This is a genomic window from Bradyrhizobium sp. IC4059 (assembly GCF_020193615.1).
Lineage (GTDB): Bacteria > Pseudomonadota > Alphaproteobacteria > Rhizobiales > Xanthobacteraceae > Bradyrhizobium > Bradyrhizobium yuanmingense.
Map to the genome: position 1 here is coordinate 329,593 of NZ_JADYVH010000006.1, position 18,742 is coordinate 348,334.

General features: G+C 64.1%; 17 protein-coding genes and 1 tRNA gene. 15 read left to right on the forward strand and 3 right to left on the reverse strand.

Going from position 1 to position 18,742, the window contains the following annotated elements; all coding sequences use genetic code 11:
* Positions 1-24 precede the first annotated feature (24 nt).
* Complete coding sequence (locus tag I6F12_RS20885) at positions 25-1,083, forward strand: phosphotransferase family protein (RefSeq protein ID WP_036010960.1); 1,059 nt, start codon at positions 25-27, stop codon at positions 1,081-1,083.
* Between the two features lie 249 nt (positions 1,084-1,332).
* Positions 1,333-1,959 carry a LysE family translocator gene (locus tag I6F12_RS20890; protein WP_109143338.1) on the forward strand — a complete coding sequence of 209 codons (627 nt, stop codon included), beginning with the start codon at positions 1,333-1,335 and terminating at the stop codon, positions 1,957-1,959.
* Positions 1,960-2,099: 140 nt separating this feature from the next.
* Here the strand turns inward: I6F12_RS20890 and argE are convergent, their stop codons facing one another.
* Complete coding sequence (argE, locus tag I6F12_RS20895; RefSeq protein WP_225157134.1) at positions 2,100-3,272, reverse strand: acetylornithine deacetylase; 1,173 nt, start codon at positions 3,270-3,272, stop codon at positions 2,100-2,102.
* A 400-nt stretch (positions 3,273-3,672) separates the two neighbouring features.
* The gene (locus I6F12_RS20900) at positions 3,673-4,458 is read right to left on the reverse strand and encodes an SDR family oxidoreductase (RefSeq protein WP_109143341.1); all 786 of its coding nucleotides are present in this window, start codon (positions 4,456-4,458) and stop codon (positions 3,673-3,675) included.
* A 133-nt stretch (positions 4,459-4,591) separates the two neighbouring features.
* Between I6F12_RS20900 and I6F12_RS20905 the strand changes: the two genes are divergently transcribed.
* Positions 4,592-5,290, forward strand: coding sequence for a histidine phosphatase family protein (locus I6F12_RS20905; RefSeq protein ID WP_057029612.1), 699 nt, complete (start codon positions 4,592-4,594; stop codon positions 5,288-5,290).
* Positions 5,291-5,323: 33 nt separating this feature from the next.
* Complete coding sequence (locus I6F12_RS20910; protein ID WP_225157135.1) at positions 5,324-6,091, forward strand: SDR family oxidoreductase; 768 nt, start codon at positions 5,324-5,326, stop codon at positions 6,089-6,091.
* A gap of 147 nt (positions 6,092-6,238) precedes the next feature.
* Here I6F12_RS20910 and I6F12_RS20915 read toward each other — a convergent pair whose 3' ends face one another.
* Positions 6,239-7,474 (reverse strand): serine hydrolase domain-containing protein, encoded by a 1,236-nt coding sequence (locus I6F12_RS20915; RefSeq protein WP_225157136.1) that lies wholly within the window; start codon positions 7,472-7,474, stop codon positions 6,239-6,241.
* A gap of 148 nt (positions 7,475-7,622) precedes the next feature.
* On the opposite strand from I6F12_RS20915, the gene I6F12_RS20920 reads away from it, so the two are divergent.
* The 11 genes from I6F12_RS20920 to rpoB all read left to right on the forward strand — a co-directional run bounded on the left by I6F12_RS20920 (position 7,623) and on the right by rpoB (position 18,668).
* A tRNA-Trp gene (locus I6F12_RS20920) sits at positions 7,623-7,698 on the forward strand.
* Positions 7,699-8,001: 303 nt separating this feature from the next.
* On the forward strand, positions 8,002-8,409 hold the full coding sequence (locus I6F12_RS20925; protein ID WP_225157137.1) for a hypothetical protein: 408 nt from the start codon (positions 8,002-8,004) through the stop codon (positions 8,407-8,409).
* Positions 8,406-9,149, forward strand: a complete 744-nt coding sequence (locus I6F12_RS20930) for a methyltransferase C-terminal domain-containing protein (RefSeq protein WP_225157138.1) — start codon at positions 8,406-8,408, stop codon at positions 9,147-9,149. Before I6F12_RS20925 ends, I6F12_RS20930 begins: the two co-directional genes overlap by 4 nt.
* A gap of 327 nt (positions 9,150-9,476) precedes the next feature.
* On the forward strand, positions 9,477-9,668 hold the full coding sequence (secE, locus tag I6F12_RS20935) for a preprotein translocase subunit SecE (protein ID WP_036010992.1): 192 nt from the start codon (positions 9,477-9,479) through the stop codon (positions 9,666-9,668).
* The gene (gene nusG / locus I6F12_RS20940) at positions 9,668-10,222 is read left to right on the forward strand and encodes a transcription termination/antitermination protein NusG (protein WP_018647229.1); all 555 of its coding nucleotides are present in this window, start codon (positions 9,668-9,670) and stop codon (positions 10,220-10,222) included. Before secE ends, nusG begins: the two co-directional genes overlap by 1 nt.
* A 129-nt stretch (positions 10,223-10,351) precedes the next feature.
* Complete coding sequence (gene rplK / locus I6F12_RS20945) at positions 10,352-10,780, forward strand: 50S ribosomal protein L11 (RefSeq protein WP_011088164.1); 429 nt, start codon at positions 10,352-10,354, stop codon at positions 10,778-10,780.
* A 6-nt stretch (positions 10,781-10,786) separates the two neighbouring features.
* Entirely contained in the window at positions 10,787-11,479 is a 693-nt protein-coding gene (rplA, locus tag I6F12_RS20950; protein WP_025037003.1) for a 50S ribosomal protein L1, read from the forward strand.
* Positions 11,480-11,569: 90 nt separating this feature from the next.
* The gene (locus I6F12_RS20955; RefSeq protein ID WP_225113229.1) at positions 11,570-12,523 is read left to right on the forward strand and encodes a 2-hydroxyacid dehydrogenase; all 954 of its coding nucleotides are present in this window, start codon (positions 11,570-11,572) and stop codon (positions 12,521-12,523) included.
* A gap of 583 nt (positions 12,524-13,106) precedes the next feature.
* Complete coding sequence (gene rplJ, locus I6F12_RS20960; RefSeq protein WP_036010998.1) at positions 13,107-13,625, forward strand: 50S ribosomal protein L10; 519 nt, start codon at positions 13,107-13,109, stop codon at positions 13,623-13,625.
* Between the two features lie 54 nt (positions 13,626-13,679).
* Positions 13,680-14,060 carry a 50S ribosomal protein L7/L12 gene (rplL, locus tag I6F12_RS20965; RefSeq protein WP_036027614.1) on the forward strand — a complete coding sequence of 127 codons (381 nt, stop codon included), beginning with the start codon at positions 13,680-13,682 and terminating at the stop codon, positions 14,058-14,060.
* Between the two features lie 483 nt (positions 14,061-14,543).
* A complete protein-coding gene (rpoB, locus tag I6F12_RS20970; RefSeq protein ID WP_036011012.1) occupies positions 14,544-18,668 on the forward strand; it encodes a DNA-directed RNA polymerase subunit beta in 4,125 nt (1,374 codons plus the stop codon).
* The last annotated feature ends 74 nt before the right edge of the window (positions 18,669-18,742 follow it).

The window sequence follows — 18,742 nt, forward strand, 5'->3', positions numbered from 1 at the left end:
TCGGACTGAAGAGGGAGCGTGACCGTGGCTGACGGCGTCAGGAAAGACGAGGAGTTTTCGGGCACCAAGCCGGTCGAGGAGCGGCATCGCTTCGACGAGATGCGGCTCGAGGCCTGGATGCGCGAGCACGTCGAAGGCTTCGAAGGCCCGCTTGTGGTGCTGCAGTTCAAGGGCGGGCAGTCCAACCCGACCTATCGCCTCAACACACCGAACCGCTCCTACGTGATGCGCCGCAAGCCGTTCGGCAAGCTGCTGCCGTCGGCGCATGCAGTCGACCGCGAGTATCGCGTCATCGCGGCGCTTGGCAAGCAGGGCTTTCCGGTCGCGCGCGCCTATGCGCTGTGCCAGGACGACGGCGTCATCGGCGCGGCCTTCTACATCATGTCGATGGAGGAGGGGCGCGTGTTCTGGGATCCGACGCTGCCGAGCCAGGAGCCGGAAGCGCGGCGCAAGATCTTCACCAGCAAGATCGAGACGCTGGCCAAGCTGCATATGTTCGACCCTGTTACCATCGGGCTCGGCGACTTCGGCAAGCCTGGCAACTACTTTGCCCGCCAGATCGACCGCTGGACCAAGCAATATCGGGCCTCCGAGACCCAGCACATTCCCGAATTCGAGAAGGTCGCCGAATGGCTGCCGAAAACGGTGCCCGAGCAGGCGCGCGTCTCCATCGTCCATGGCGACTATCGCCTCGACAACATGATTTTCCACGCGACGGAACCGCGCGTGCAGGCGGTGCTGGACTGGGAGCTGTCGACGCTCGGCGATCCCATGGCCGATTTCACCTATCTCTTGATGCAATGGATCATGCCGGGCCTCGACGGTGCCGACCTCAAGGCGCTCAATATCCCGAGCCTCGAAGAGGCCGCGCAGATCTATTGCAACGTCACAGAGATGACGGTGCCCGATCTCAACTGGTACTTCGCCTACAATTTGTTCCGTCTCGCCGGCATCACCCAGGGCATCGCCGGCCGCGTCCGCGACGGCACTGCCGCCAACGCCAAGGCGCTCGAATCCGCCAAGCGCACCGTGCCGCTGTCGAAGGCTTCCTGGGAATACGCGCAGAAGGCGGGGGCGGTGTAGGAAGAACAAAGGCGCGGCTGATGGCCGCGCCCTTTTTTGTTTTGGTAAGGCGCTGCTCCACACGCGCCGTCATTGCGAGCGCAGCGAAGCAATCCAGATTCTTTCCGCGGTGGCCCCCTGGATTGCTTCGCTGCGCTCGCAATGACGAGGAGGCGGAATCCAAGACTCGCAATTCACACCGCGCAAGTGCCTTTCGCAGCGACCGAGTCCTTGTATCCCTTTGCCCAATCCGCCCCGGGAGACCCGCGCATGATCGACCACACTACCCTCATCACCTACGTCCTCATCGTGCTCGGTTTCGTCTTCATCCCGGGACCAGCGACGCTGCTCACGATGGCGCGGGCGGCAAGCTCGGGAACGAAGGTCGGCATCGCCACGGGTGCGGGAATCGCCGCTGGAGACCTGGTACATACGGGGATGGCGATTGTCGGACTCTCGGCGATCATCGCGACCTCGGCGCTGCTGTTCAGCATCGTCAAATATGCCGGCGCTGGCTTCCTGATCTATCTCGGCATTCGGGCCATGCTGGACAAGGCGCCGATCGCGCTGAACGGCGGCGCCCCTCCGATCGGCGCGGGCCGTGCCTTTCGCGAGGCCGTGCTGACCGAGGTGCTCAATCCCAAGACCGCACTGTTCTTCCTGGCGTTCCTACCACAATTCGTGAAGCCGGAGCACGGCGCGCCCGCACTTCAGCTTGCCATTCTCGGTGTCGTCTTCGTGCTGCTCGGTCTGCTCAGCACCATCGTGTTTGCTGTCGGCGCCGGCCGTCTGGGCAACCTCCTGCGCCGCCATCCGGCGGTGGTGAAGTGGCAGGGCAAGGTGGTCGGGACCATTTACTGCGCCGTCGGCGTGCGGCTGGCCCTGCAGGAGCGGTGAGCCCGCAGTGGATGAGTACAGCGATATCCGGGCAGGAGGTTCCTACACGCCCGTCATTGCGAGCGAAGCGAAGCAATCCAGAAATCATTCCGCGGTCGCAGTCTGGATTGCTTCGTCGCTTTGCTCCTCGCAATGACGAGCTACCCCTTCGCACAATGCGCGATCAGCCGCTCCACGAACCCCGCGCATTTCTCCAGCTCCGCCATCTCCACGAACTCATCCGGCGTATGCGCCTGCGCGATCGCGCCGGGGCCGATCACCACTGAGGGGATGTCGGCGATGCTGGTGAACAAGCTCGCCTCGGTGCCGAACGCGACCTTGGCGTGGTCGTTGCGTCCTGCGAGGCTCTTGGCCAGCGTGACGATGGCGGCGTCGGCGGCGGTGTCGAGCGCGGGATAGTCGAGGATCTCCTCGAAATCGATGCCGCAATCCGGATGTCTCGCCTTCATCGCCGGCTCGATCTCGGCCTTGGCCCAGGCGACGATCGCATCGGTCACCTCCTTGGACTCGGTGATGCCGATGCCGCGGCATTCGAAATCCACGGTGCAGGTATCAGGCACGATGTTCAGCGCTGCGCCGCCGTGCACGATGCTGGTGAGCAGCGTCGAATGCGGGACGTCGTAGAGGCTGTCCGTCGACCGCACGGCCGCCAGCGCCACGGCGCGGCGGCGGATCTCGACGATCAGCTCGGCGGCATATTCGATCGCATTGACGCCGTCGGGCGCGATCGAGGAATGACGCGCGAGCCCATGGAACGCGGCGCGTACACCGTGCTTGCCCTTGTGGCCGATGATGACCTGCATCTGGGTGGGCTCGCCGATGAAGGCGCCGAGCGGCCGGACCCTCTTCTTCGCGACCTCGTGCAGCATCGGCCGCACGCCGACGCAGCCGATCTCCTCGTCATAGGAGATCGCCAGATGAATCGGCGTCTTGAGTCTCGCCTCCACCATCTCCGGCACCATGGCGAGGCACACCGCCACATAGCCCTTCATGTCCGTGGTGCCGCGGCCGTACAGCTTGCCGTCACGCTCCACCAGCTTGAACGGATCATGGCTCCAGTCCTGGCCCACCACAGGCACCACATCGGTATGGCCCGACAGCACGAAGCCCGGCCGATCCTCCGGCCCGATCGTGACCCAGAGCGAAGCCTTCTCGCCGGTCTCGTCGACGATGCGCTCACCCTTGAGGCCGAACGCGGCGAGATAGCTCTCGATATGGGCAATCAGGGGCAGGTTAGTGCGGTCGCTGACGGTGTCGAACGAGACGAGGTCGGCGAGGAGTTTTCGGATGCGGTCGGGTCTTGAGCTTGGCATTGTCTCGGTCTTGTCAGGGAATGGAGGCTGAGTTGCCTGCAGGAACCATACCAACGTGAGCCCCGGTCGAGCAAATCAACACAGTCCCGCAGCCCGGATGCTGCCCACCACACGACCGTCATTGCGAGCGCAGCGAAGCAATCCATAGTCTTTCCGCGGAGGGATTCTGGATTGCTTCGCTGCGCTCGCAATGACGGGTTGAGGCAGCTGTGTACCTGAAACTCACGTCTCGTGGCCCGGACGCTGCGCAGCGTCTCCCCGGCGATGCGAAGCATCGTCCGGTTCGACGATGCGCTGCAGAGCCGGGGCCCGTGCAGCAGCGAGCGACGTAGCCTGCTGGGTCCCGGCTCTGCGCCGCACCGCTTGCGCGCTGCGTCGCGTCCGGGACACGACCTGCGAACTAAACCGGCTTGCCCGTATACGGCATCGATGCCGTCAAGCCGCCGTCGACCGGGAACGCCTGGCCGTTCACATACGAAGCCTCGTCGCTCGCCAGGAACAGTCCCATCGCCGCGAGCTCGTGCGGCTGTCCCGGCCGCTTGAGCGGGTTGAGCTGGCCGATCTTGTCTTGGGTGCCGCGCTCCTTGGCGCGGTCGAAGATCGGCTTGGTCATGCCTGTTTCGATCAGGCCGGGGCAGACCGCATTGATGCGCACGCCGGTGCCGGTGAGCGAATACGCCGTGGTCTGCACCAGGCTGATCACGCCGGCCTTGCTCGCGGCATAGGGATGCCCGCTCGCGCCGGCCTTGAGGCCGGCGACAGAGGCGGTCAGCACGATTGCGCCGGACTGCTGCTTGACCATGTGCGGCATTGCGTACTTCACCGCGAGGAACGGCCCGATCAGGTTGACGCGCAGGATTTCCTGCCAATGCTCGACGGTCTGCTCGGCGAGCGGAACGAGTCCGCCGGAGACGCCGGCATTGGCCCAGATCACGTCGAGCCGGCCGTGCGTCTTCACCGCCTTGTCGATCACAGCGATGACGTCTTGTTCGGAGCCGGCATCCGCAACCATCGCTTCCGCGACGCCGCCGGCCTTCTTGATCTCCTCGACCGTCTCCTTCACCGCCTCGGTGCGATCGACCGCGATCAACTTGCCGCCCTCCTTGGTGAACAGCAGCGCAGCCGCGCGGCCGATGCCGCTGCCGGCGCCGGTGATGATGACGGATTTGCCTTGCAGGCGACCCATGCGTTTCTCCCTTTTGCTCGTGCACGACGCTTGCCGCGCGACGGAATTTCAAACAAGATTTCAAACGGCAAAGTGTCTTGAGACGCGTTCACTACTCACGTACAGCGACAATAGACGGGATGGAAGGGTTTCGATGGCAGGTGCAGACAAGCCGAACGTGGTCATCACGCGGTGGTGGTGGGTCCGTCACGCGCCGGTGCGCAACGACGGCGGCAACATCTACGGGCAGAGCGACATCGCCTGCGATACCAGCGATACTTATGTGTTCAACGCTGTTGCCAAGGTGCTGCCACGCCAGGCGGTCTGGTATTCGAGCAATCTGATGCGCACCCATCAGACCGCCGAGGCGATCTGGGCCGCGGGTTTTCCAAGGCCGGCAGCGCTGAAATGGGAGGCGGATCTCGCCGAGCAGAACCTCGGCCGCTGGCAGGGCATGAACCGCGCCCAGTTCATTGCCAGCCGCCCCGTCGGTGCGAGCTGGTTCGCCGACATCAACGAGCCCGCGCCCGGCGGTGAAAGCTTCATGGACCTGTACAACCGCACGCGCCGCACCATCGAGCGGATCAACGCCGAGGCGGCCGGGAAGGACATCATCGCAGTCGCGCATGGCGGCACTATCAGGGCGGCAGTGGGGTTCGCGCTCGGCGGGCAGCCGGAACGCGGGCTGTCGTTCGACATCGACAATTGCTCGGTGACGCGGCTGGATTATTTTGCGAGTCCCGATCGCACGGTCTGGCGGCTGCCGATGGTCAATCAGCAGCCTTGGATCGCCGATCCAGCGCACGCGGCGATGCATCAGCCGGCGGGACCGGAAGTCAAGAAGCTGGCCTGATACTGAATACGAAAATCAATCTGGGAGAGAAACATGACCTTGTTCGACATGAAGGGGAAAGTCGCCGTCATCACCGGATCGACGCGCGGCATCGGACTTGCGATCGCCGAGCGCATGGCCGAGCACGGCGCCAAGGTGGTGATCTCCTCGCGCAAGGCCGACGTGTGCGAGCAGGTGGCGAAAGGCATCAACGACAGGTTCGGCAAGGGCACTGCAATTGCGATCGCCGCCAACATCTCGTCGAAGGAGAATCTGCAAAACCTCGTCGACGAGAGCAACCGTGCCTTCGGCAAGATCGACGTGCTGGTCTGCAACGCCGCATCGAATCCATATTACGGCCCGCTCGCCGGCATCTCCGACGATCAGTTCAGGAAGATCCTCGACAACAACATCGTCGCCAACAATTGGCTGATCTCGATGGTGGTGCCGCAGATGATCGAGCGCAAGGACGGATCGATCATCATCGTCTCCTCGATCGGCGGCCTCAAGGGCTCGACCATCCTCGGTGCCTACGCGATCTCGAAGGCCGCCGACATGCAGCTCGCGCGCAACCTCGCCTGCGAATACGGCCAGCACAACATTCGCGTGAACTGTATCGCGCCGGGCCTGATCAAGACCGATTTTGCCAAAGCGCTGTGGGACAATCCGGAGAACCTGAAAGCCTCGACCTCGCGCTCGCCGCTCTTGCGCATCGGCATCCCCGACGAGATCGCCGGCGCGGCGGTGTTCCTGGGCTCGAAGGCCGGCGACTTCATGACCGGCCAGACCATGGTGATCGACGGCGGCGCGACGATCAGTTGAGATAACGACCGTGTCCCGGACGCCAGCGTGTAACGCTGCGCCGCAGAGCCCGGATCCAGAAGGCCGAGAACGAGATCGTGGATGCACGGGCCCCGGCTCTGCGCAGCAACGCTAAAGGGCGTTGCAGCGCGTCCGGGGCACGAGATCTCACTCCACCGCCGCGTACACCAGATCCCGTACCAAGGTCCGCGTGTAGTCGCGCTGTCCCGGCCCCTGGCTCATGAACACTGCGAACAGGTCCTCCTTCGGATCGATCCAGAAGAAGGTGCCGGCAATGCCGCTCCAGAAATACTGGCCGACGCTGCCGGGGAAGGGTGCGATGCCTGCCTCGCGACGCACGGCAAAGCCGAGGCCAAAGCCATGGCCGGGCGACAGCAGCGTGCCGTTGGTGGGCACGCCTGGCCCGAGGTGATCAGAGGCCATCAGCTCCAACGTCTTGCGGCCGATGATCCTGTTGCCGTCGAGTGAGCCGCCGTTTCGCAGCATCAGGCAGAAGCGGGCATAATCCATCGTGGTCGAGACCAGGCCACCGCCGCCGGACTCCATCACCGGCTGCTCCAGCATGTTGAACAGGGCGACCTTGTCGCCGGTCCAGGGGTCGGCCGCGAACGGCTCGGCGAGCCGGCCGGCATTCGCCTGGCTCGTCGAGAAGCCGGTTTCGGCCATTTGCAGCGGCGCGAGCACGCGCTCTGTGAGGAACGTGCCGAGCGATTTGCCGCTCACCACTTCGATGATGCGGCCCAAAATATCCGTGGAGCGGCTGTAGTTGAACTCCGCGCCGGGCTGGCAGACCAGCGGGAAGCTCGCCACCAGCGCGGCGTGCTCGGCATTGGTGATCTTGCGGCTGCGGACGCGGGACTCCTGGTAGAACTTGTGCACGGGGCCGTCGCCCTGGTGCTCGTAGGTGAGGCCGGAGGTGTGGCGGAGCAGGTCCTGCACGGTCATGGGCCGCGCCGGCGGCACCAGCTCCAACCTGCCGTCCTTGACGACGCCGACCTGCTGGCTCGCGAACTCCGGGATGAACTTTGCGACGGCATCGCTGAGCAGGAGGAAGCCGTCCTCGACCAGCGCCATGATGCCGACCGAGACGATCGGCTTGGTCATCGAGAAGATGCGGAAGATCGAATCGCGCGCCATCGGCGCCGCGCCTGCCGGGCTCTGCCTGCCGAGTGCCTCGAACCAGCCGATTTGGCCGCCCCTCGCCACCAGCACCGTGACCCCGGGCACGGTTCCCTTGTCGATCTCGCGCTTGAAGGCGTCCGACATGGCCTGGAGCCGCGGTCGCGACAGCCCGAGCGTCTCCGGGCGGCCCTCTGGCAAAGCTGGGGTGTGGGGCGCGCCTGGAGCCTGTGAGGCGGCAGTGGCGGTCGCTAGTGCGGTCATGGGCACTCCCGATTGTTTTTCGTTATGGCCGATGGACTGTGGCCCAGAACCCCCGGCACAAACAAGCGAAGCCGGCGCGGTTCACCCTTGCAAATCGGCCGCTCTCTGTGCTTGAAAGCGCCCTTGGTCCGCGGCGACGCGGGTTCGTAGGAGTGTAGCTCAATTGGTAGAGCACCGGTCTCCAAAACCGGGGGTCGCAGGTTCGAGCCCTGCCACTCCTGCCAGCCAAATCAATCACTTACGTTCGATGCTGGCGGGATAGGGACGGTAGCGTCCCGCGGACGAATCGCCAGCAGCGGGTCCTGATCTTCGACGTCCTAATGCCAGGCCCGCCCTAGCGCGCCGGGATCCGCTCGCGATCGCCGGGAACCTGGCTGAGATCGACGTTCCGGATGGGAACGCGGCGCAGCAGGGAAAGGACGGTCCCAGCTCGAGATAGGTGCGCAGCCGCAGCGCGCGCGATGAACCCTTCAGCTCTGCGTTCAGGCTCACCGGAACCTGGGCGTAGGTGAGGCCGAGCTGGAGCAGTGAGATCAGCGCACAGATTCCGCGCTGCGGTGCCGATGGCGCTGCATCTGTGCCGGGATTGCGGCCATCTCCAGATTCTCCATGTCGGCAATCCGGAGATCCAGTACCGAAACTACGTCTATATCACCTCGCTCTCGCTCGGCCTGCGCGAGCATTTCGCCGGCTATGCCAACGACGTCGTGAGCCGTTTCGGCATCGCGCCGGGTTCGCTGGTGGTCGAGCTCGGCAGCAATGACGGATCGCTGCTCGGCTTCTTCAAGGAGCGCGGCATGCGGGTGCTGGGCGTCGATCCCGCCGTCGAGATTGCGCGGCGCGCCACGGAGGCGGGCATCGAGACATCGGCGATTTCTTCACCGATGCCATCGGTCGCCGCATCCTCCAGAACCATGGCGCGGCGAGCGTCGTGATCGCCAACAACATGATTGCCAATGTCGACAATCTGGATCCGCTGGTGATCGGGGTTCGCGACGTGCTCGCACCGGACGGATTGTTCGTCTTCGAAACGCAATACGGCGTCGACGTCACCGAGAAGAACCTGCTCGATACCGTCTATCACGAGCATCTGTCGTATTTTAACATCAAGCCGCTGATCCGTTTCTTCGCCCGGCTGGGCATGGAGCTGATCGACGTCCAGCACATCTGGACCAAGGGCGGTTCGATCCGCGTGACCGTGCAGCGCGCCGGCGGCGCCAAGAAACCGTCGGCCGAGGTCGCGCGTTTCGTTGCCGAGGAAGACCGGCTCGGCGTCGATCAGCCGGCCTATTATGTGCCGTACGTGAAGAGGATCGCCGCCATCCGTGACGAATTGGTCGCGATGGCAGATGCCGCCCATGCGCGCGGTGAGCTGGTCGCCGGCTATGGCGTCTCGGTGGGCACCACGACGCTGCTGCCGCAGTTCGGCCTGGAGAACAAGATCGACTTCCTGGTGGACGACGATCCCAACAAGGGGAAGGTGATGGCGGGCCCCGGCTATGACATCCCGATCCTGCCGCCTGCCGCTCTCTACGAGCGCAAACCCGCGTTCGTCGTGGTCTTCGCCTGGCGCTATGTCGACCCGATCCGGGCCAAGCACGCCCGCTATTTCGCCGAAGGCGGGAAGTTCGTGGTGCCGCTGCCGGGGATTTCCATGGTCGACCGGGCCGACTGACGGCTCCCGATAGCCTTGCCGGGGATGGGATGGCGCGTTCCGGGCGGTCGACAAGTCCTTGATCCACATGGCCTCTGCACGACCCTCGGGGGGAGGGCGGCCTGCCCGGGCGAACTCTCTCTACCTTGACCTTTGGCCGCATCCGCAGTAGATACCCGGCACTCGCAGCCGGCCCGTTAGACGCGGATTTCCGGCGCGGCCTTGAAATCCCCGAACAATCGAGCCCGGTTTCCGGCTCATCCTTCGAGACAGAGGGCTGGGCCAACGGCGGCTGTTCGGATCCCTGAAATTCATTTGCGTCTGTCGACGGACGCTGGACCTCAAGCGATGGCAGTCAGCCCGTTCAAGTTCTTGCAGGAAGTGCGCTCGGAGACTGCCAAGGTCACCTGGCCGACCCGCCGTGAGACCACGATCACCACCATCATGGTGTTCGTCATGGTCGCGGTGGCTTCGATCTTCTTCTTCGCCGCCGACCTGATCATTCGCTACCTCGTCACCTTCCTCCTGGGCATTCAATGATGGCAACAGCAACCGCTCAAGTGTCCGACAAGCGCTGGTACATCGTCCACGCCTATTCGAACTTCGAGAAGAAGGTCGCCGAATCGATCCGCGAGCAGGCCAAGCAGCGCGGGCTCGAGGAGCTGTTCGAGCTGGTGCTGGTTCCGACCGAGAAGGTCACGGAAGTGCGCCGCGGCCGCAAGATCGACGCCGAGCGCAAGTTCTTCCCCGGCTACGTGCTGGTGAAGATGAAGCTGACCGACGAGGCGTTCCATCTGATCAAGAACACGCCGAAGGTCACGGGCTTCCTCGGCGCCGAGAACAAGCCGATGCCGATCTCGGAAGCCGAGGCCATGCGCATCCTGCACCAGGTGCAGGAGGGCGTGGAACGGCCGAAGGCGTCGGTGTCGTTCGAGATCGGCGAGAACGTGCGCGTGGCCGACGGCCCGTTCGCCTCGTTCTCGGGTGTGGTCGAGGAGATCGATGAGGCGCGCTCGCGCGTGAAGGTCGCCGTGTCGATCTTCGGCCGCGCGACGCCGGTCGAGCTGGAATTCGGTCAGGTCGAGAAGGTCTGATCGGGTAACGCGGGAGGCTTCGGTCTCGCGCAACAAGAGGCCGTGGGAGGGAGGGGCGGTTGCCAGCCGCATCCGACCCAGACCACGAACCTGAAACCGCCGGTCCTGCCGGCACAACAGGAGTGATACATGGCAAAGAAAGTGACCGGATACCTGAAGCTTCAGGTCCCGGCCGGCGCGGCGAATCCCTCGCCCCCGATCGGTCCCGCGCTCGGTCAGCGCGGTCTCAACATCATGGAGTTCTGCAAGGCGTTCAACGCCCAGACCCAGAAGGAAGAGAAGAACACCCCGATCCCGGTGATCATCACCATCTATGCGGACCGTTCCTTCACCTTCGAGATGAAGACGCCGCCGATGTCCTACTTCCTCAAGCAGGCTGCAAAAATCCAGTCCGGCTCGAAGGCGCCGGGCCGCGACAAGGCCGGCAAGGTGACCAAGGCGCAGGTGCGCGAGATCGCCGAGAAGAAGATGAAGGACTTGAATTGCGACACCATCGAATCGGCCATGAAGATGGTCGAGGGCTCGGCCCGTTCGATGGGTCTGGAAGTTGCGGGGTAAGCGGCCATGGCAATCGGAAAGCGTTTGAACAAAGCCCGCGAAGGCATTGACCGCGAAAAGCTTTACCCGCTCGCGGACGCCATCAAGATGGTCAAGGAACGCGCGAAAGCGAAGTTCGACGAGACCATCGAGGTCGCGATCAATCTCGGCGTCGATCCGCGCCACGCCGACCAGATGGTCCGCGGTGTCGTGACCCTGCCAAACGGCACCGGCCGTACGCTCCGCGTCGGCGTGTTCGCCCGCGGCGCCAAGGCCGATGAAGCCAAGGCCGCCGGTGCGGACGTGGTCGGCGCCGAGGACCTGGTCGAGAAGGTGCAGAACGGCACGATCGATTTCGACCGCTGTATCGCCACCCCCGACATGATGCCGCTGGTCGGCCGCCTCGGTAAGGTGCTCGGCCCGCGCGGCCTGATGCCGAACCCGAAGATCGGTACCGTGACCATGGACGTCACCGGTGCGGTGAAGGGCGCCAAGGGCGGCTCGGTCGAGTTCCGCGTCGAGAAGGCCGGCATCCTGCAGGCCGGCGTCGGCAAGGCCTCGTTCTCCGAGGAGAAGCTGGTCGAGAACATCAAGGCTCTGGCTGACGCGGTCTCCAAGGCGAAACCGGCCGGTTCCAAGGGCACTTACATCCAGCGCGTTGCGGTGTCCTCGACGATGGGCCCGGGCGTGAAGGTCGAGCCGGGCACCATTCTCGGCTGAGGTTTGGAAATTGCATGAGGCGAGGGGCGGGATCGGGTGACCGATTCCGCCCCTCGTCGTTTGTGGCGGCGCTCTTCGGAAACAACAACAATGGCTGACAAGGTCCTGATCTACTCGCGCTTTCCCAAGTCGATGATGGCGCGCTTCGCCGAGCGGTTCGAGCTGCTCGACACCGGCGGCAAGCCCGTGCGGGAGGTGTTTCCGGCGGAGGAGCTGGGCGGCATCCGCGCACTGCTGACTGCTGGCGGCTCGCCACTCGGTGCGGAGGCGATGGACCTGTTTCCGAAGCTCGGCGCCATCGTCTGCTATGGGACTGGCTATGATGGCGTCGACTTGAAGGCGGCGGCCAGCCGGAACATCGCGGTCGGTCACAGCCCAGGTGCCAATGCGGCTTCTGTCGCCGACATCGCGATGACCTTGATGCTGGCGACGACGCGGCGGATTTTGGTGGCCGACCAATATGTCCGCAGCGGCGATTGGGCGGCCTCGAAACAGTCGCCGATGATGCGTCCCCAGGCCGGCATGCCCGGCCGCCGCATCGGCATCTACGGCATGGGTGAGATCGGCCGCAAAATCGCCGCGCGCTGTGCTGCTTTCGAGAGCGAGGTCGGCTATTTCAGCCGCACCCGGTATGATCTGCCCTATCAGTACTTTCAGACCCTGGAGGCGCTCGCCGATTGGTGCAGCGTCCTGATGATCGCGGTGCGGGCAGGGGCCGAGACCCAACATGCCGTCAACGCCGATATCCTCAGGCGCCTCGGGGCGGAGGGCTACGTCGTCAACATCTCCCGCGGCTCCGTCATCGACGAGAAGGCGCTGGTCGCGGCGCTCACCGACAAGACGATCGCGGGGGCGGGCCTCGACGTCTTCGAGAAGGAACCGCACGCGCCTGACGCCCTGACCGAACTCCCCAACGTGGTGTTCGCCCCGCATATCGGCGGCCACACCCTGGATTCGCACGTCGCGATGCAGAACTGCGTGCTGGCCAACCTGACCGCGTTCTTCGAGGGCAAACCGCTGCCGTATCGGGTCAAATCGGCCTGAATCGGCCCTTGTTGGGCCATCTCAAGCCCAACCGCCAATCGATTGGAACTGGTGTGAATTTTGCTCTTGGCAAGCAGGCTCCGAGCGGTTAAAGAACCGCCTCCGGACGTGCCGGCCTCGGCTGGCGCGTTCGTGCACGCATTCCGAAAACCCGACACGACAGGAGATCATTCCTTTTCAGGACGTCCGTGAGGATTTGCCCGAAAAGGAAGGAAGATCCGTCTTTTGGCAGGGATGCGGGCAGAGGTCGGGCGGTTCGCCGGCTGACCTCGTCCTGTCCAAGACTGCAGGCGCCCGCGGGGAATCTCGATTCCTCAACGGCTTAATCGCATGGCCTGCATAGACGGGTGAAGACCGGATTTCACTTCGCATCCAGCTTTAAGGGCTGGTTTTGCGAAACGGGTCTGGTTCGGACCTCGACACGCCGTGGGCCCTTGGGCTCCCGGAGGGCAGGCTTTGAATTGTCGTCTTGCCCGGCGTGTCCGATGGGTTTTTGACCCGGAGGTTCAGGTTTGGGCGGGACGATGGGTGCAACCCGGCGGTCCCGCTTCTCGCGATGACCGCCAACCGGAGAGAGCTTGCTGTGGAACGAGCGGCAAAAAAAGAAGCGGTCGAACAGCTCAACGAGGTCTTCAAGACCACGAGCGTCGCGATCGTTGCTCAATATTCCGGCCTCACCGTCGCCCAGATGCAGAAGCTGCGCCAGCAGATGAAGCAGGCGGGTGCCGCGGTGAAGGTCTCGAAGAACCGTCTCGCCAAAATTGCTCTTGAAGGCACTGACGTCGTTGCCATCGGCCCCATGCTGAAGGGGCCGACCGTGATCGCGACTTCGAACGATCCGGTAGCGGCGCCAAAGGTCGCCATCGAATTCGCCAAGGCGAACGAAAAGTTCGTCATCGTCGGCGGATCGATGGGGAAGACCGTCCTGAATGTCGATGGCGTGAAGGCGCTTGCCTCGCTGCCGTCGCTTGACGAACTGCGCGGCAAGATCGTCGGCCTCATCGTGGCCCCGGCGACCAAGCTGGCCCAGCTCGCCAACGCGCCCGCGGGCAAGCTCGCGCGCGTCATCCAGGCTCATGCCTCAAAGGGCGAAGCGGCCTGACGCCCTTCGCAAAACTCAAACCCGAACCAGACTTACAGTTAAGGAAACTGAACAATGGCTGACCTGCAGAAGATCGTTGACGACCTCTCGAGCCTGACCGTGCTCGAAGCTGCCGAACTCGCGAAGCTCCTCGAAGAGAAGTGGGGCGTTTCGGCTGCCGCGGCTGTCGCCGTGGCCGGCCCGGCCGCTGGCGGCGGCGGTGCTGCCGCTCCGGCGGAAGAGAAGACCGAGTTCACGGTCGTTCTCGCCAGCGCCGGCGACAAGAAGATCGAGGTCATCAAGGAAGTCCGCGCCATCACCGGTCTCGGCCTGAAGGAAGCAAAGGACCTCGTCGAGGGTGCTCCGAAGCCGCTGAAGGAAGGCGTGAACAAGGACGAAGCCGACAAGATCAAGGCCCAGCTCGAGAAGGCTGGCGCCAAGGTCGAGCTCAAGTAAGCACTGCTTACTGGCGGGATCCCGGGCGGGCAACGGCTCTGCCCGGGATCCTGGTCCCCCTTCGAGAGGGTGGACCGGAATGCAAAAGGCGTGCGACGGAACGATCCGACGCAGGCCAAACACGAAAAAGTGTGGGGATTTGAGGGTTTGACCCTCGAATCTGCACTATTGTCGCCCCATATCGGGTCGGCAGCACGAAAGCGCGGTGGGCAGGGATGCCGGATTTCCCTGTAAGCCGTTGGGAGAGCAGGCTATTTCGGGCTTTTGCAGTCCGTGAAGATGATCGTTGTGACGGGCGGGCGCGCATCTGCGCCCCGCGCGTCGTTTTGCGTTTTGAAGGTCTGAAGAACAGATTCAGGACATCGGCGCCTGAAACTGCGTCTCCGGCCCCCCAAGACGGGTTCGAAAATTCAACCCGGAAAGCGGTGGCAGCCGCGGTCCGGACGGTGCGCCCAGGGCGGGCGACGAAAATGAGAGGCCACGATGGCGCAGCAGACATTCACCGGTCGCAAACGCGTTCGCAAGTTCTTCGGACACATCAAGGAAGTCGCCGAGATGCCGAACCTCATCGAGGTTCAGAAGGCGTCCTATGACCAGTTCCTGATGGTGGACGAACCCCAGGGCGGACGTCTCGACGAGGGTCTGCAGGCGGTGTTCCGCTCGGTGTTTCCGATCTCCGACTTCTCCGGCACCTCGATGCTGGAATTCGTCCGCTACGAGTTCGAGCAGCCGAAATACGACGTCGACGAGTGCCGCCAGCGCGGCATGACCTTCGCTGCGCCCCTCAAGGTGACGCTGCGCCTCATCGTGTTCGATATCGACGAGGAAACCGGCGCGAAGTCGGTGAAGGACATCAAGGAGCAGGACGTCTACATGGGCGACATCCCGCTCATGACGATGAACGGCACCTTCATCGTCAACGGCACCGAGCGCGTCATCGTCTCGCAGATGCACCGTTCGCCCGGCGTGTTCTTCGACCACGACAAGGGCAAGACCCATTCCTCGGGCAAGCTGCTGTTCGCCGCCCGCGTCATCCCGTATCGCGGCTCCTGGCTCGACATCGAGTTCGACGCCAAGGACATCGTCTATGCGCGTATCGACCGTCGCCGCAAGATTCCGGTGACGTCGCTGATGTTCGCCCTCGGCCTCGACGGCGAGGCGATCCTCTCAACGTTCTACAAGAAGATTCTCTACAAGCGGACCAAGGAAGGCTGGCGCGTTCCGTTCGACGCCAACCGCTTCCGCGGCTACTCCACGGTCAACGACCTGATCGATGCCGACACCGGCAAGGTCGTGCTCGAGGCCGGCAAGAAGCTCACCGTCCGCGCTGCCCGCCAGCTACAGGAGAAGGGGCTGAAGGCGCTGCGCATGGCCGACGAGGAGCTGGTCGGCAACTACGTCGCCGAGGATCTCGTCAACCCCAAGACCGGTGAGATCCACGCCGAGGCCGGTGAGGAGATCACCGACAAGCTGATGAAGGCGCTCAACGAGCAGGGCTACAAAGAACTGCCGCTGCTCGACATCGACCACGTCAATGTCGGCCCCTACATCCGCAACACGCTCTCGGCCGACAAGAACATGACGCGCGAGGACGCGCTGTTCGACATCTACCGCGTGATGCGTCCGGGCGAGCCGCCAACGCTGGAATCGGCGCAGGCCATGTTCCAGTCGCTGTTCTTCGACGCCGAGCGCTACGACCTCTCCGCGGTCGGCCGCGTCAAGATGAACATGCGCCTCGACCTCGATGCGCCCGACACCCAGCGCACGCTGCGCAAGGAGGACATCCTCTCCGTCATCAAGACGCTGGTGGATCTGCGCGACGGCAAGGGCGAGATCGACGACATCGACCATCTCGGCAACCGCCGCGTGCGTTCGGTCGGCGAGCTCATGGAGAACCAGTACCGCATCGGCCTGTTGCGCATGGAGCGCGCGATCAAGGAGCGCATGTCCTCGGTCGACATCGACACGGTCATGCCGCAGGACCTGATCAACGCCAAGCCGGCCGCCGCCGCGGTGCGCGAGTTCTTCGGCTCCTCGCAGCTCTCGCAGTTCATGGACCAGACCAACCCGCTCAGCGAGATCACCCACAAGCGCCGCCTCTCGGCGCTCGGACCGGGCGGTCTCACCCGCGAGCGCGCTGGCTTCGAGGTGCGCGACGTGCACCCGACGCATTACGGCCGCATCTGCCCGATCGAGACGCCGGAAGGTCCGAACATCGGCCTGATCAACTCGCTCGCGACCTTCGCGCGCGTGAACAAGTACGGCTTCGTCGAGACGCCGTATCGCAAGGTCAAGGATGGCCGTGTCACCGACGAGGTCGTGTACCTGTCGGCGATGGAGGAAGGGCGCTATTCCGTGGCCCAGGCCAACGTGCCGGTCGACGCCAAGGGCCGGTTCACCGAAGACCTCGTGGTCTGCCGTTCGAGCGGCACCCGCGACGTCGTGCCGATGACGCCCGACAAGGTCGACTACATGGACGTGTCGCCGAAGCAGCTCGTTTCGGTCGCCGCGGCGCTGATCCCGTTCCTCGAGAACGACGACGCCAACCGCGCGCTGATGGGCTCGAACATGCAGCGCCAGGCGGTGCCGCTGGTTCGCGCCGAGGCGCCGTTCGTCGGCACCGGCATGGAGGGCGTGGTTGCCCGTGACTCGGGCGCTGCGATCGCGGCGCGCCGTTCGGGCGTGATCGACCAGATCGATGCGACCCGCGTCGTCATCCGCGCCACGGAAGATCTCGATCCGACCAAGTCGGGCGTCGATATCTACCGCCTCATGAAGTACCAGCGCTCGAACCAGTCGACCTGCATCAACCAGCGTCCGCTGGTGAAGGTCGGCGACGTCGTCAGGAAGGGCGACATCATCGCCGACGGTCCTTCGACCGATCTCGGCGAGCTCGCGCTCGGCCGCAACGTGCTGGTCGCGTTCATGCCGTGGAACGGCTACAACTTCGAAGACTCGATCCTGCTCTCCGAGCGGATCGTGAAGGAGGACGTCTTCACCTCGATCCACATCGAGGAGTTCGAGGTGATGGCCCGCGACACCAAGCTCGGACCTGAGGAAATCACCCGCGACATTCCGAACGTCTCGGAAGAAGCGCTGAAGAACCTCGACGAAGCCGGTATCGTCTACATCGGCGCGGAAGTGCGCGCCGGCGACATCCTGGTCGGCAAGATCACGCCGAAGGGCGAAAGCCCGATGACGCCGGAAGAGAAGCTGCTGCGCGCCATCTTCGGCGAGAAGGCCTCCGACGTCCGCGACACCTCGCTGCGCGTTCCCCCGGGCGTGCAGGGCACCATCGTCGAAGTGCGCGTGTTCAACCGCCACGGCGTCGACAAGGACGAGCGTGCGCTGGCGATCGAGCGGGAGGAGATCGAGCGCCTCGCCAAGGACCGCGACGACGAGCAGGCGATCCTGGACCGCAACGTCTACAACCGTCTTGCCGAGCTGCTCGAGGGGCGGCAGGGCATTGCAGGTCCCAAGGGCTTCAAGAAGGACACCAAGATCACCCGTGCGGTGCTCGAGGAGTATCCGAAGTCGCAATGGTGGCTGTTCGCTTCGCCGAACGACAAGCTGATGGCCGAGATCGAGGCCATGCGGAAGCAGTACGACGAGTCGAAGAAGGGACTGGAACAGCGCTTCCTCGACAAGGTCGAGAAGCTTCAGCGCGGTGACGAATTGCCGCCCGGCGTGATGAAGATGGTCAAGGTCTTCGTCGCGGTGAAGCGCAAGATCCAGCCCGGCGACAAGATGGCCGGCCGCCACGGCAACAAGGGCGTGGTGTCGAAGATCGTGCCGATCGAGGACATGCCGTTCCTCGAAGACGGCACGCATGCCGACATCGTGCTCAATCCGCTCGGCGTGCCTTCGCGCATGAACGTCGGACAGATCCTCGAGACCCATCTCGGCTGGGCCTGCGCCGGCCTCGGCAAGCGTATCGGCCAGACCGTCGATGCGTACCTGTCGAGGCAGGACATCAAGCCGCTGAAGGAGACCTTGAAGAAGGTCTACGGCGAGGACGAGACGATCAAGTCGCTCAACGACAACGAGCTGCTCGAACTCGGCCATAACCTCAGCCGCGGCGTGCCGATCGCAACCCCGGTGTTCGACGGTGCCAAGGAAGCCGATATCGAGGAGATGCTGAAGCTCGCCGGTCTCGACGCTTCGGGTCAGTCGACCGTCTATGACGGCCGCACCGGCGATCCGTTCGATCGCAAGGTGACGGTGGGCTACATCTACATGCTCAAGCTGCACCATCTGGTCGACGACAAGATCCATGCGCGTTCGATCGGTCCGTACTCGCTCGTCACCCAGCAGCCGCTGGGCGGCAAGGCGCAGTTCGGCGGCCAGCGCTTCGGCGAAATGGAGGTGTGGGCGCTCGAGGCTTACGGCGCGGCGTACACGCTCCAGGAGATGCTGACGGTGAAGTCGGACGACGTCGCCGGCCGTACCAAGGTGTACGAGGCGATCGTGCGCGGCGACGACACGTTCGAGGCCGGTATTCCGGAATCGTTCAACGTGCTGGTCAAGGAAATGCGCTCGCTCGGCCTCAACGTCGACCTGCACAACTCCAAGATGGGACCGGCGCCGACGTCGGAAGCGGCCGAGTAATTCGACCTGTCATGCCCGGCCTTCGCGGCCGGGCATCGGCGCCCCGCCCGAGGCCTTGAGGGCAGGGCGCCATG